Below are 14,986 nucleotides of genomic sequence, written 5' to 3' on the forward strand. Positions count from 1 at the left end.
CCTTACGGCCCTTTGAGTTAAATAACGAAAGGGAGGTTATTAATTAAAAACGGTATTCTGCGCCTATGTAGTAGTAAGCACCGTTAAATCCAAATGGAGCAGAACGACGTGAGTAGTCAAACACACCTGAGCTACTTATTACTGTGTTGCCACTAGCATCCACAATAGTACCTGAGCGAGAGTTACCTATTTCATTTTTATCTGGGTAAACATCGAACAAGTTATTTGCACCAATGTTTACCGACAAATCTTCAGTAACGAAGTAGTTAACTTTAACGTCAGTTAAAATTTCTGCGCCATACGTTTGACGACCACCATCTTCTACTGTGTACTCACCAAAGCGATTAAGTGACAGGTTAACTGTCCAATCATCACGTTGATAAAGTGCACTTAAGTTAATACGATCCTCTGGTTGCCACTCTTCAATAATAGAGATGTCTTCAGCTGAAAATATATCTTCTACGTTTACTGTCTCAAGGCTTGAGCCAGCAGGCGAAAATAACGATACAACATCTGTTTTAGTAAAGTTAGCTGCAAGTGTAAAATCAAGCGTGCCGCCTAAACCTTCAGTGTTCCACGTTGCTACAAAATCAACACCACGAGTTTCTGTATCAGCACCATTTAAGAAGAACTGACCTACGCCAGCACCCGCACTATTTAGTGCAGCATCAAGGCTTGTAGATAAACCTTTACCTAAGCGGTCACTAATTACAATACGGTCGTCAATATCAATTGAGTAGTAATCAACGGTTACATTAATATTATCTGTAACGTTATATACAATACCTAAACTACGGTTTTGTGATTTTTCTTCTTTAAGCTTTGGAATACCTAAGCTTTGCGCAAGTGTTGAATCATTTCTAAATGTACCAACCTCTTCTGCAACTAAATTACCATTAGTACCAACAACAAATTGCGTACTTACGTTATTAAAGTAAAGCTGTTGCATAGAAGGCGCTCTAAAACCTGAGCTTAATGCACCACGTAGTGAAATATCGTCGGTTACAGACCAGTTACCAGCAAGCTTAAAGTTTACTGTATCACCGAAGCCTTTGTAGTTATCGTAGCGAAGTGCACCCGATAAAATTACATCTTCAATCACATAAGCTTCTGCATCTATGTAAAATGAAATTACATCACGCGATTCATCAACTGATGACGCAGGAGCTGAACCACCAAAACCTTGTGAACCACCTGATGCATTTTCAGAACCAACACCACCACTTAAGCCGTTGTAAATACTTACACCGTTGGTTGTATCGTAATCGCGGTATGCGTACTCATTACCTTCTAAAATGCGATATTCGTCAGTACGGATTTCAGCGCCCATTGCTAAAGAATAATCATCAAAGTTTTGCGTAAAATCAATATTGATTGTTTGCAGTGATAATTCCATGCCGTAAGCGTACGCTTCACGTGGGATTGTTGTACGAATATCAGCAGCACTTAAACCTTGGTCATAACGTAAAAAGTTAGCGTATGAGGCATTGATAGTGTCACTTGTCGTGTAATCAATGCTGTTTTCACCATAGGTGTATGATAAATCAAGGCTTGCATCGTTATCAAACTCAGTTTTATAACCAAAGTTGTACGAGATATCGTCGATAGTTGTATTAATTTTTGGTAAGAAACCTAGCGGAATCGTCGCATCATTATCTTGTAGTACTGGGTTACCACCTGCATTTGCATTATGACGGAAAAATGCAGCCGACTCATTTTCACGTGTTGAGTAAGTAATAAAGCCGTAAAGCTCGCCATCACCTAACTCGTAACCGGTATTAATTGTTAAACCAAACTGCTGAGAATCAGCATCACCAATTCTGAATGTATCACGATCGGCTGTCAGCTCACGCGGATCGCCAGCAAGTAAAGTGCCGTCACTTAGTTCTGTACAACCATAAAACTGACAAGAGCCATGTAAACCTGCACGGTTAGTCGGTGCACGGTCACGGTAATTAATCGTTGTATTTAAATAACCGTCATCACCTAGCGCAAAGCCTTTATTAAAATCAAGGTTAATGGTTTCGCCATCGCCTTCAGAATATTGACCGTAGTTAATAGCCGCTTTGCCACCTTCGCTACCATCTTTAAGCACAATATTAATAACACCTGCAATTGCATCAGAACCATACTGAGCAGCAGCGCCATCACGTAATACTTCAATGCGTTTAATTGCAGAGGCTGGAATTGCATTCATGTCAGTACCTGCGGTACCACGCCCAACAGAGCCATTAATATGAATAATACTTGCTTGGTGACGACGTTTGCCGTTAATTAAAACCAATGTTTGATCGGGGCCCAAACCGCGAAGTGTCGCAGGTCTTAAAGCATCAGTACCGTCACTAATTGCAGAGCTTGAAAAGTTAAATGAAGGGGCGATAGACTGTAGCATACGACCAACTTCTGTTTGGCCTGTATTTTCAAGCGCTTCTGCACTTAAGATATCTACTGGAACGGGTAAATCTTCAACTGAACGTCCTGCTACACGGCTACCGACAATAGCAATTTTTTCAATTTTTTCTTGAGCGACTTCTTCTGCTGCGTTTACACCTTGCGAATTTACTGCAAGTAAAGCTGGTAATACTGCTGCACTGACCGCTGAAAGCTTCATCATGTTGTTATCATTCCTGTTGATTTGTTTGAGTTTTATACTCAGTAAACCATTTTGATCAACAACCGCATCGAGCTCAGTCCCACCTAATAATGCCTCTAGAGCATCTAGCTGAGTGTAAAATCCATAAACTGAATTTGCGTCATACTGCTTTGCCAACTCATAAGAAAACACCACGGTTTGCTCTGTTTGTTTAGCATATTCAATTAAGGCTTTGTCTGCTCGCTGCGCTTTTATATCAAATTGCACCATTTGCCCAGTGGTTTGAGTTGCTGCTTGCACACTCAAGCTAAAAATAGCCGGTACAAGCACACTAAATCCACTCAATAAATGCGTTTGGTTACTGCGCAACTTATATAAACAGCTGACAAACAAAAATCCTCTATGGTTTTGTTTCTTTTTTTTAATGTTTTTTTTACGTTCAATCTTTATTGATGCAACTTTATCTAACATTAGTTTGATTTGCATAACGTCTACTTATGATTCTGTATGGTGTTTTAGCGTTACTACATGCTCACCTAAACGCTCATGATCAATCGAAAAATTAGTTTGTAAACTCTCAAGTAAACCTTCAACGTCACCCGCTTTAAATACCCCAGCTACTTTAATACTGGCAAGCTCGGCTGATGAAAGCTCAAAACGTGTGGCGGTATAGCGACTTACTTCATTTAAAGCATCGCTTAGCTCTTCTCCATTAAAAATAAGCATGCCATTTTGCCATGCCAAATCGCGTTGTACGTCGTTCATTGAAAGCTGGGTAATTGGCTTTGTAACACTCTGCTCTATAATTACTTTTTCGCCTGAGGTAACAATATTGGCATTAATTTGACGAATTTTTTGCGTGCTGTTATCTGCAAGCTGATAATCTTTAAAGTCATTTGCATCAACCGCTACACTAGGGTCGGTGATCATCACTTTGCCTTCGGTAACAACAAGCTCTAAATCTGATGAGGTATTACGCTGTACATTAAACACGGTACCGAGTGCGGTAAAGCTTTTGTCGCCGGCCATAACACTAAACGGACGCGTGGCATCTTTTGCTACATTAAAACGCCCTTCTCCACGACTAAGTAATAACTGCCTGCGGCCTTTGCTATAAGCAACTTCTAGCAAGCTATTAGTATTAAGCTGCACTATGGTGCCATCTGGCAACACATACGTTGCTTGCTCGCCTACTTTTGTTTTGTAAATTTTAGTGTAATTAACTTTTGCAAGCTCTTGGTTATAGCCATTTTCTAAATTAATTAATAAGTAGCTGCATACCATTAGTGCTGCAAATAAACTCGCTGCAATTGAGTAAGAAAACATCCACTTATTTTTTGATGCTTTAGTATTGTTACGCTGAGGAAATAAATGACTTAATTCATTTAATACCGAAAGCTCATCCCAAAGCTGAGCAAGCTCGTATATAGAGTCTTGATGGGCGATGCTTTGCATCATCCATAATTTAAATTGCTCTTTTTCATCATCAGTTAAACCACGATCAATCGCGCTTATCCAATCACATGACTTTTCTAAAATTAAATCCTTTGAATTAAATTGATGAACATTACTCATTCTGCGACCCTCTTAACTGAGATAGGGTGTGCTTGAGCTTTAGGGTTTGTTTGAGGGCTTTGCTCATGTTCACGCATGTACGACATGGTTTGTAACAACCCTTTGGCAATGTGTTTTTCAACAGTGCTTTGGCTTAACTGCATTTGGTCTGCGATCTCTTTTTGGCTCATGCCGTAAACTTTTTTTAATATAAAGCATTTACGAATCGATGAGCTTAGTTGCTCAGTAGCTCTACAAAAAAGTAAAAAGCGCTCTTTAGATGTGTATTCATCCTCAAGCTTCATTGATTTGAGTAATACCGGTAATTCGTTATCGTTTTCTAACGAATCATTAAATTTGTTGTCCCACTTAGCTATATGGTTAAGTGCTAAGTGTTTTGCTGTTTTAAGCATGTAACTGCGGGTAAACTGTATATCTTGCTTTAAATCAGCTTCGTAGCTTTTTACAAAGGTTTCTTGCACAATATCTTCTACATCGTCGGGTTGAACAATGCGCGATACAAAACGTTTGAGCTGTTTAGATATATCAACAAATGTTGACGTGAATTTTACTTTTTTCGTCATCCTTAACATCCACCTGTTGTTATTTTTATTACCGACAGGTTACGAGTTTTTGATATAAAAACAAGCTCAAATGTTAATTCTGGGTTATTTAAATGGATAGAAAGATAAATGAGTAAATTTTTAGATTACATCCGGCTTAGTTTCTTTGCATTCGGTTTACTACGGAGTGCAAATTCCTGCATTTGTAAGCGATTTTGGCCAAGCATTATCAGCCCAATTAATTGAAGCTAATAATGCTATTGCGCCTTTTAAAAGCGATGCAGCTAAGTATTTTAATAATGATTTAAATAAGCTAATTAAACACTATAAAAATATTGATGATGGGATTGTGAATAAAGGTGCAAGTAATATCAGTACACTTTACACACGACAACAAGACTTACAAATCGCTGTAAATAGGTTTGCGCAATCTCCATATATTTTTACTATGATCAGTGGCATGAGTGATGTAAAGCAACAAGTGTGGCAACGCTTCGAAGGTCAAATCATTTTAAAAAAAGACTCTATTATAGCCGCCATTGTTGCAGCTATTATAGTTGCCTTACTTGCCGAACTTACTGGTTATTTGTTTTTAACTGGAGTAAAACGCTCATTTAAACGCTTATTCGCAGCTCAAAAATAGTGATTTCATAAAGTCATAAAATACATCGGTTTTGCGGGTAGTTAAGCTATTTTGCGGACGCAAAAACCAAACTGGTGCATCATCTTGTGCCATGACACCGGGCATAACTTCAACTAAAATGCCATTTTTAATATCTTCATGAATAGCTATCATTGATTTAATTGCAATGCCATGACCTGCAATGGCTGCTTGAGTCATATTATCGGAATTAGAAATAGTAAAGCGTGTTCTTGCATTAAAAGTATGTGTTTTACCTTGTTCATCAAAAAGCTTTAATTGGCGCTGCCACGGCAGGCAAACCCAATAGTGTTCGCTCAATTGAGCTAAGCTTTTAGGCATGCCATATTTTTTTATGTAGCTAGGAGCTGCGCAAAGTATACGTTTGTTGTTTACTATTTTTCGTGACAGTAAACCGGAATCATTTAATTGTCCTACACGAATTGCCACATCTTGTGCGTCATCAACCACATTTACAAAATGATCAGTAATTAAAAAATCAAGTTTTAGTTCAGGATAGGCCTGCTCTAACTCATTAAGTCTTGGCATTACGTATTTTGAAAAAATCCAAGGGGGCATAGTCACGCGTAATAAACCACTCACAGATGAACTACGCGCACCAATACTATGCTCAGCGTCGTGCAGCGCCTCCATTATAGCGCCAACTCGCGTATAAAATATTTCACCTGCGGGAGATAACCGTACTCGTCGGCTATCTCTAAAAACAAGTACTGTTGCAAGCTCACGTTCTAATTTACTTAAGCGATGGCTTACCGTTGCAGGCGATAAACGCTGCTCGCGCGCAGCAGCAAGCACCCCTTTATTTTCAACTACTGCTATAAATGTTTCTAGGTCGCTTAAATTATACATAAAGATGCCATTGTGCACTTTTCAATGTTTAACATTTTCGAATGAAGCTTTCAGTTTTGCAATGTTTATTTAAATATGTAAAACACTATAATTGCAAATAGTCTAATTATTGAGGTTCAATCATGAGTTTAAAAGCGCAAATAGATGCCTATAACGTACAAAAAGATGCCAAGTTACCGGCTGACGTTTTAGCATTAATGAACACTACAAACGAAGAGCTTATTGCACAGCATATTAAAGACAATGCGTTGCAAATTGGTCAAAAGGTAGAAAACTTCAGCCTAGCCAACCATAACGGCGAAAACATTGAGCTTGCGGATTTATTAAAAAAAGGCCCGGTAATTATTAGCTTTTATCGTGGTGGCTGGTGCCCATATTGTAATTTAGAGCTAAAAGCACTTAATGACTACTTACCGCAATTTAAAACTCAAAATGCTCAGTTAGTCGCAATATCACCACAACTGCCTGATGAAACTCTCTCAACTGCACAAAAAAACGATCTTGAGTTTGACGTGCTTTCAGATGTTAGTAATAAAGTAGCTGAGCAATTTGGTTTATTGTTTACACTTGATGAGCGTATTCAAGCGTTATACACACAATTTGGTATTGATTTTGAACACTACTACGGCGATAAAAGCTTTAAATTGCCGCTACCGGCTACTTATGTGATAAACCAAGAAGGTGTTATTACATACGCATTTTTAAACGAAGACTACACCCTACGCGCAGAACCTACTGATATTATGGCAGCACTTGAATCGGAGAATAACTAATGTCTATTTTAAAATCGTTAAAAACACTTACTCTTTCACTACTTGTAGGCACAAGCCTTGTATCTGGTTATGCAGTCGCTGATGAACCAAAAGAACAAGCAAAGCCCAAAGTGCTTATTTTTGATGTAAACGAAACCCTACTTGATTTAACGTCAATGCGTACCTCTATTGGTAAAGCACTAGGCGGGCGTGAAGATTTATTACCACTTTGGTTTTCGACTATGCTGCACCATTCATTAGTAGATACAGTAAGCGGTAGTTATCACGACTTTGGGCAAATTGGGGTGGCATCACTTCTTATGGTTGCTCAAAATAACAATATTGATATTACTAGTGAACAAGCTAAAACAGCTATTGTTACGCCTCTTTTAACGCTTCCTCCACACAGCGATGTTAAAGAAGGACTGGCAAAACTTAGAGCTCAGGGCTATAAGTTAGTAAGCCTTACAAATTCTTCAAACAAAGGTGTAAAGGCACAGTTTGAAAGCGCTGGTTTAATGTCTTACTTTGATGCACGTTACAGCATTGAAGATATTAAAATTTACAAACCAGACTTACGTGCTTATGAATGGGTACTTAAAAAGCTAAATGTAGCACCAAATGAAGCTATGATGGTTGCAGCCCATGGCTGGGATGTTGCTGGCGCAAAAGAAGCAGGCTTACAAACCACTTTCATTGCACGCCCAGGTAAAGCACTTTACCCATTAGCTAAAAAACCAGACCACGTTGTGAAAGATTTACATGAATTAGCCGCTCTACTTAAATAAGTATGCGCTGATGAATCAATACCCAAGCGGCCAATGTTAGGATGACATTGGCCGCTTTTTTATACCTAACCCTAATAATTTAGAATTTTAGTGTATTTATTTTCATAAAAAACATGTTAAAAAATTGAATGTAAACAAAGCATTTAGCCCGCTATGAGTTACTTTATCTGCTAGCAATTTAGTACTCACAACGCTACTATTAAATAAATACGTGGTGGAGAACATAATGAATAGTGAAAGATTAGGTGAGTTTGAGCAGTACTTTCAAATTAATGAAAGTATAAGAGTGAATTTATTCGCCGTATCGAACGGACAAGTTCCTAAATCGCAGCTTGAGCTAGAAGACGATATCCCCCCACTATTTAGATTAGCAAATGAAGTAAGTGAACTTGAGCAAAGCTCGTTACGACCACTGCGTAACTTGGGCGATATAGCACAAGAGCTAGCTACATTTTTACAAGCGCAGTCACGTAAAATAGATTTAATAATGAGCCATATTTTGGCCTCAGAAAAAGCCCAAGATAATGCAATACAATGTGATAGCTACGGCGGTGGCGGTATTCGCTTTACATCACCCGAAGCACACTCAATTGGCCAAGCGTTTAGAACAAAACTGTTTTTGCACCACGAAGCCTCTGCGGTTTATTGTTACACCGAAGTTGTGGCAGTAGAAAAACAAGATAGCGAACATTACCAATACACCCTACTCTTTACCGCAATTAGAACCACTGACCAAGAACTTATTGTTAGAGCAAGTTTACATGCTCAAACCCGCCAACTTAAAAAACGTCAAGAACTTGATCAAAACCAAGCCGACCTAAACAGTGATAATTAGCTGACATCTTTATGTAAAATGCTAAACTAGCGTCATCTTAATTAGTATATAAAATTCATGAACTTTAGACTTTTACCAGAATGGGCCGAGCAAGACGCTGTTATGCTTACATGGCCTCACAAAGACACCGATTGGGCCGACAACTTAGCGCGTGTAGAACCTGTATATATTGAACTTGCTAAACACATAACAACGCAGCAACAGCTTGTTATTGTAGCGCATAACAGTGCCTTAAAAGTGCATATTACAGCATTACTAAATAGTGCTAACGTCTCTCTTAATCGTGTTCATTTTGTAGTAACGCCTACTAACGATACCTGGGCGCGCGATCATGGTCCGCTTACTTGCGCCGCTATTGATTCACCAATGCAATTAAAAGTATATGATTTTACTTTTAATGGTTGGGGCAATAAGTTTGAAAGCGCATTAGACAATCAAATTAATCGTACTTTGGTAAAAGAGCTAAGTAGCACAAACAACCAATATCAAGCGCTCGATATGGTACTTGAAGGTGGCGGTATTGAAATAAACGAGCATGGTGTGTTACTAACAACCAGCGAATGTTTGCTTAACAAAAACCGTAACCCAGATTTAAACCCTGCTGACATAGAAGTACTTTTAAAAGAGCACTTGGGCGCAACACGTTTTTTATGGGTTGATCATGGCTATTTAGCCGGCGATGACACCGACAGCCACATTGATACTTTAGTGCGCTTTGCTCCAAATAATACCCTTGTATATGTGCAGTGTGACGATAAAACTGATGAGCACTTTAGCGCACTTGATGCAATGGAAAAACAACTAAAAACCTTTAAAACTGCCGATAACACCCCATATAACTTAATTGAGTTACCGTGGCCAAAAGCCGCTTATGACGATGAGCAAACACGCCTACCGGCTACCTACGCTAACTACTTAATTATTAATAATGCTGTGCTTGTACCAACGTATAATGATGCCAATGATGAACGTGCTCTAGCACAAGTTCAAAAAGCATACCCACAACACACTATTATTGGCGTAAATTGCCAACCAATTATTGAACAATTTGGCAGCCTGCACTGTATTACAATGCAATTACCTCGTGGATTTTTAGCTGGAGCAGCACAATGACAAGCCCTGCAAAATTAACCGTTGCGTTAGTGCAACAAAGCAATACCGATAACGCTCAGCACAATATGGCAAAATCAATGAGTGCCATTCGTGAAGCCGCTCAAAAAGGTGCAAAACTGGTTGTACTTCAAGAGCTACACCGAAGCCTCTATTTTTGCCAAACCGAAAATGTTGACGTATTTGATTTAGCCGAAACCATTCCAGGCCCTAGCAGTAACGCCTTAGGTGAGCTTGCTAAAGAGTTAAGCATTGTTATTGTGGCCTCTTTATTTGAAAAACGCGCTACGGGCCTTTATCACAACACCGCAGTTGTATTAGAACAAGATGGCAGTATTGCAGGTAAATACCGTAAAATGCATATTCCTGATGACCCAGGTTTTTACGAAAAATTTTACTTTACCCCAGGTGATATCGGTTTTGAGCCTATTCAAACCTCGGTGGGTAAATTAGGCGTGCTAGTATGTTGGGATCAATGGTTTCCTGAAGCTGCCCGCTTAATGGCAATGGCAGGCGCTGAAGTGTTAATTTACCCAACCGCTATTGGTTGGGATCCTAACGACGACATTGCTGAGCAAACTCGTCAAAAAGATGCGTGGGTTATTAGTCAGCGTGCCCATGCTGTTGCCAATGGTGTACCAGTAATTAGCTGTAACCGTGTCGGCCATGAAAGTGACCCAAGTGCGCAAAGCGATGGCATTGCGTTTTGGGGAAATTCGTTCATTGCAGGCCCACAAGGTGAATTATTAGCAGAGGCTAATAATACTGATGAGCAAATTTTAGTGGTAGATATTGATCAAAAACGCTCAGAAAACGTAAGACGTATCTGGCCGTTCTTGCGTGACCGTAGAATTGATCACTATAAAGACCTAACAAAAATATACCGAGACTAAGAAATCTTAACTCAAGATGGCTCTTACTTGCTAAGAGCCAACTATAAATGGAGTAATAAATGGCGTTTGAGCAATGGGCAGCCTTGCCTTGGGTAAAATCTCAAAAAGATAAAATTCAATGGGGCCAGCTAAGCGGAAGTGGTTTAAGTATTGCCATTGCTGAAGGCGTTAAACAACAAGACAACTTAGTCTTGATTGTTACTCCTGATACACCAAGCGCACTACGCCTTGAAACAGAATTAGAATATTTATTACCCGATAACCCAGTAATGGTATTTCCTGATTGGGAAACTCTGCCATACGATCACTTTTCTCCCCATCAAGATATTATTTCAGCCCGTTTAGCCACTTTAAACACCTTAAAAAAAGAACAACAAAGTGTGTTAATTGTGCCTGTATCTACCTTAATGTTGCGCACAGCCCCGGCCTCGTTTATTTACGGTTCAACAATAAACTTTAAAGTGGGCGACAAGCTAGACACACATAACTTTCGTGACAACTTAGAGCAAGCTGGTTATTTAAATGTTCAACAAGTAATGGAGCACGGCGAATACGCTATACGCGGCTCTATCGTTGACTTATATCCAATGGGTAACCCGCACCCATTTAGACTCGACTTTTTTGATGACGAACTCGATACAATTCGCTTATTTGATGTAGAAACACAGCGCTCTGATGAAAAAGTAGATAAAATTGAGCTACTTCCAGCGCATGAATTTCCTACTAACGACGCTGATATTGAACGTTTTAGAATAAGCTACCGTGAAAAGTTTGGCGCAAGCTCGCAGCAAGATTCAGTATACATGCAAGTAAGCAAAGGTAACTGGCCTGCAGGTATTGAATACTACATGCCGTTGTTTTTTGAAAAGCTAGCGACTATTTTTGACTACCTGCCAGATACAACTACCGTTATGCAGCTGGGTGATTTAGAGCACGCGGCAGATAACTTTTGGCACGATGTAAATGTACGCTATGAAAATCGCAGAGTTGACCCACTTCGTCCATTACTTGAACCCAATGCGCTTTATCAGCCTATTGAAGAGCTGTTTTCTAATTTAGGCAATTTTGCACGTATTCGTTTATCCCTTGCAAAGCTTGGTACTAAAGCGGGCAATAAAAACTTAAGCGTTAGCGAGCTGCCTGCTATTCGAATTGATCATAAGCAGCATGAACCTTATGCCGCGTTTATAAATTATGTAGCAGAGCAAAAAAAGAAAAAAGGCCGCATATTACTCAGTGTTGAATCCGATGGTCGTCGCGAATCATTACTGAGCATTCTAAAACCAAGCGGTTTAAAATTTAAAGAATTTGAAACACTCGAACAATTTACAAAAAGCGCGAGTGATGTAGGTTTAATAGTAAGCCCGCTTGAACAAAGTGTAGTACTTGGTACTAAACCAAGCCTTTCTATTATTACCGAGCAAGAACTGCTAGGTATTAAAGTATCTCAACGCAGACGCCGCAAGCACAAGTACGAAGCCAGCCAAGATGCGCTAATCCGTAATTTAGCTGAGCTTAAAGAAGGCCAACCTGTTGTGCATCTCGATCATGGTGTTGGCCGTTACCAAGGTTTGCAAACAATTGATGCCGCAGGTGTAATTACTGAGTTTGTTACGATTACTTACGCAAGTGAAGCTAAACTTTACGTGCCAGTGTCTGCATTGCATATGCTGAGCCGTTACTCTGGCGGTGAAGAAGCTAGCGCCCCGCTGCATAAGCTTGGCTCAGATGCATGGGAAAAAGCAAAAAAACGTGCGGCTGAAAAAGTTCGCGATGTAGCAGCCGAATTACTCGACATTTATGCACAGCGCCAAGCAAAACCCGGTAATAAGTTTACTCTAGACGCCCCTGCATATCGCCAATTTAGCGATAGCTTCCCGTTTGAAGAAACTGACGATCAGCGCAACGCCATAGAAGCGGTGTTAGGTGATATGCAATCAAAGCAAGCCATGGACCGCTTAGTGTGTGGTGACGTAGGCTTTGGTAAAACAGAAGTGGCCATGCGCGCTGCTTTTGTAGCGGTTAACGATGATAAACAAGTGGCAATTTTAGTGCCTACCACCTTGCTGGCTCAGCAGCACTATGAAAACTTTAAAGATCGTTTTGCTGATTTTCCTATTGAAGTTGGTGTACTTTCGCGCTTTAACTCCACTAAAGAGCAAAAAGACACGCTTGAAAAAATGGCAAACGGTAAGCTCGATATAGTTATTGGCACACATAAACTTATTCAGCATGACATTAAATTTAACGATTTAGGCTTACTCATTGTTGATGAAGAGCATCGCTTTGGTGTTCGCCAAAAAGAGAAAATTAAAGCTCTGCGTGCCGATGTAGACATACTCACACTAACTGCAACGCCAATACCGCGTACACTTAACATGGCCATGAGCGGAATGCGCGATTTATCAATAATCGCAACGCCACCGGCTAAACGTTTAGCGGTAAAAACCTTTGTACGCCAACGCGATGTAGAACTAATACGCGAAGCTGTACTGCGTGAAATTAAACGTGGTGGCCAAGTTTACTTTTTGCATAACAATGTGGAAACTATTGACCGTGTTGCGCAAGAAATTAGTGAATGGGTGCCTGAAGCAAGCGTCACCTCAGCCCATGGTCAAATGCGCGAGCAAGAGCTTGAGCAAATAATGACTGACTTTTATCATCAAAAATACAACGTGCTGGTATGTACCACGATTATCGAGACCGGTATCGATGTACCGACAGCCAACACCATTATTATGGATAGAGCAGATAAACTTGGCCTTGCGCAATTACACCAATTACGTGGACGAGTTGGTCGAAGCCATCATCAAGCGTATGCCTATTTACTCACAGGTGACCCTAAAGCACTCTCTAAAGACGCGAGTAAACGCTTACAAGCAATCGAATCGTTGGAAGATTTAGGCGCGGGTTTTGCCCTTGCTACACACGATTTAGAAATTCGTGGCGCCGGTGAGTTACTTGGCGACGATCAATCAGGTCAAATGCAAACAATCGGCTTTAGTTTGTACATGGAAATGCTTGAGCAAGCCGTAAATGCGCTACGTGAAGGAAAAGAGCCAACGCTTGAAAATCTACTTAAAAAACAAACCGAAGTAGATTTAAAACTGGCTGCACTATTACCTGATGATTACATACACGATGTTAATGCACGCCTAGGTATGTACAAGCGAGTTGCTAGTTGTGCTAACCTTGATGATATGGATGAACTACAGGTAGAACTTATAGACCGCTTTGGTTTACTGCCTGATGCCGCTAAAAACCTATTTAGCCTACAACTATTAAAAATGCAGGCAAGTAATTTAGGGATAACAAAAATTGAGGCAAATCCAAAAGGTGGTTACTTTGAGTTTAGCCAAGATACTAAGGTTAACCCTAGCTTCATCATTGGTTTGATACAAAGTGCGCCTAAGGTGTACAAAATGGATGGCGCAAATAAACTGCGCTTTGCAATTAGTGAAGCTAACGCTCGCGAACGCTTAAAAATGGTCACTGCAATGATTGCAGATTTCGAAAAAAAGGTTAGCCATTAATGTTGCTAAAAAAATCGCTAGTTATTTTATGCTGCTTGTTTAGCAGCACTGCATTTGCAGAACGCTGGTTTGAGGTTGAGGTGCTTGTATTTAAGCAGCGCCCTGCTCCGTATTTGCAAGAAGATTTTACACTTAAGCACAAAGCTATTGAGGATAAAAACTCTCTAGATTTAATGACCCCTCTTTATACAGAGCAAGCAATGCAAGCCTGTATAGATGGTGATGAGCGTTTTCAAAAACGCTCTTTTACCGACTCATTAGTTAATTCAAACCCGCAATCGGGTGTATGCGGTGACAGTACAAACTACCTACAAAGCTACGATGAGCTACCTATAACACCTCTAGCACCTGCTAAAGATGATATGCAGCAAACTTATTTATTAGCGCCAGAACAACTGCAATTTAAAGCGCAGTACCGACAGCTAGATCGCAAAGGATTAACACCTATTCTACATACTGGCTGGCGCTTTGAAGGCGCAAGTAAATCGCGTGCTCCAAGTATGCATTTAATAGCAGGTAAACACCTTAAAAGTGATTCCAACGTAACCCCTAGCTATTCAAATCCTGATTTTATAAGTTTATTAAATTCACAACCTGAACTATTTAACGACCCAAACCAATCAAAAGCAGAATGGGAACTAGACGGTTTATTTAAAATACACTTACGACATTATTTATACATTACAGCTAATTTTGATATTAGCCAAAAACTAGAAAATGGCGATATAGAGTCAGCCCGCTTTTCTCAGTTTAGACGTGTAATAAGTGGTGAAGTACATTACTTTGACCACCCACGAATGGGCATGATCGTCCAAATCAGAAAATTCAAACATTAATACTAAGTAGGATATAACA

At 39.9% G+C, this 14,986-nt stretch carries 11 protein-coding genes and 1 pseudogene; 8 read left to right on the plus strand and 4 right to left on the minus strand.

Going from position 1 to position 14,986, the window contains the following annotated elements:
* Positions 1–43: 43 nt before the first annotated feature.
* From CXF76_RS13805 to CXF76_RS13815, 3 genes are read right to left on the minus strand one after another with little or no spacing between them, the layout of a single operon-like run.
* Positions 44–3,079: a TonB-dependent receptor plug domain-containing protein gene (locus CXF76_RS13805; protein WP_101163967.1), complete on the minus strand. Its 3,036-nt coding sequence runs from the start codon at positions 3,077–3,079 to the stop codon at positions 44–46.
* Positions 3,080–3,088: 9 nt separating this feature from the next.
* Complete coding sequence (locus CXF76_RS13810; RefSeq protein WP_007585689.1) at positions 3,089–4,168, minus strand: FecR family protein; 1,080 nt, start codon at positions 4,166–4,168, stop codon at positions 3,089–3,091.
* Positions 4,165–4,731 carry an RNA polymerase sigma factor gene (locus CXF76_RS13815; RefSeq protein WP_007585687.1) on the minus strand — a complete coding sequence of 189 codons (567 nt, stop codon included), beginning with the start codon at positions 4,729–4,731 and terminating at the stop codon, positions 4,165–4,167. Before CXF76_RS13815 ends, CXF76_RS13810 begins: the two co-directional genes overlap by 4 nt.
* Positions 4,732–4,839: 108 nt before the next feature.
* Here CXF76_RS13815 and CXF76_RS13820 point away from each other — a divergent pair.
* Positions 4,840–5,353: pseudogene (locus CXF76_RS13820) on the plus strand (DUF2937 family protein).
* Here the strand turns inward: CXF76_RS13820 and CXF76_RS13825 are convergent.
* Positions 5,333–6,220, minus strand: coding sequence for a LysR family transcriptional regulator (locus CXF76_RS13825; protein ID WP_007585683.1), 888 nt, complete (start codon positions 6,218–6,220; stop codon positions 5,333–5,335). The pseudogene CXF76_RS13820 and the gene CXF76_RS13825 sit on opposite strands and share 21 nt — an antisense overlap.
* 122 nt (positions 6,221–6,342) lie before the next feature.
* Here CXF76_RS13825 and CXF76_RS13830 point away from each other — a divergent pair, with 122 nt between their 5' ends.
* From CXF76_RS13830 to CXF76_RS13860, 7 genes are all read left to right on the plus strand, one after another.
* Complete coding sequence (locus CXF76_RS13830; protein WP_007585680.1) at positions 6,343–6,993, plus strand: peroxiredoxin-like family protein; 651 nt, start codon at positions 6,343–6,345, stop codon at positions 6,991–6,993.
* Positions 6,993–7,760, plus strand: coding sequence for a haloacid dehalogenase type II (locus CXF76_RS13835; RefSeq protein ID WP_024599132.1), 768 nt, complete (start codon positions 6,993–6,995; stop codon positions 7,758–7,760). Before CXF76_RS13830 ends, CXF76_RS13835 begins: the two co-directional genes overlap by 1 nt.
* Before the next feature lie 226 nt (positions 7,761–7,986).
* Positions 7,987–8,595, plus strand: a complete 609-nt coding sequence (locus CXF76_RS13840; RefSeq protein WP_101163968.1) for a PilZ domain-containing protein — start codon at positions 7,987–7,989, stop codon at positions 8,593–8,595.
* Positions 8,596–8,652: 57 nt separating this feature from the next.
* Positions 8,653–9,708, plus strand: a complete 1,056-nt coding sequence (locus CXF76_RS13845; protein ID WP_101163969.1) for an agmatine deiminase family protein — start codon at positions 8,653–8,655, stop codon at positions 9,706–9,708.
* Entirely contained in the window at positions 9,705–10,598 is an 894-nt protein-coding gene (locus CXF76_RS13850; RefSeq protein WP_024590461.1) for a carbon-nitrogen hydrolase, read from the plus strand. The genes CXF76_RS13845 and CXF76_RS13850 overlap by 4 nt, the downstream gene beginning before the upstream one ends.
* A gap of 59 nt (positions 10,599–10,657) precedes the next feature.
* Positions 10,658–14,131 carry a transcription-repair coupling factor gene (gene mfd, locus CXF76_RS13855; protein WP_101163970.1) on the plus strand — a complete coding sequence of 1,158 codons (3,474 nt, stop codon included), beginning with the start codon at positions 10,658–10,660 and terminating at the stop codon, positions 14,129–14,131.
* Positions 14,131–14,967 carry a peptidoglycan binding protein CsiV gene (locus CXF76_RS13860; RefSeq protein WP_101163971.1) on the plus strand — a complete coding sequence of 279 codons (837 nt, stop codon included), beginning with the start codon at positions 14,131–14,133 and terminating at the stop codon, positions 14,965–14,967. The genes mfd and CXF76_RS13860 overlap by 1 nt, the downstream gene beginning before the upstream one ends.
* The last annotated feature ends 19 nt before the right edge of the window (positions 14,968–14,986 follow it).

Source organism: Pseudoalteromonas sp. 78C3 (assembly GCF_002836695.1).
Classification (GTDB): Bacteria; Pseudomonadota; Gammaproteobacteria; order Enterobacterales; family Alteromonadaceae; genus Pseudoalteromonas; species Pseudoalteromonas arctica.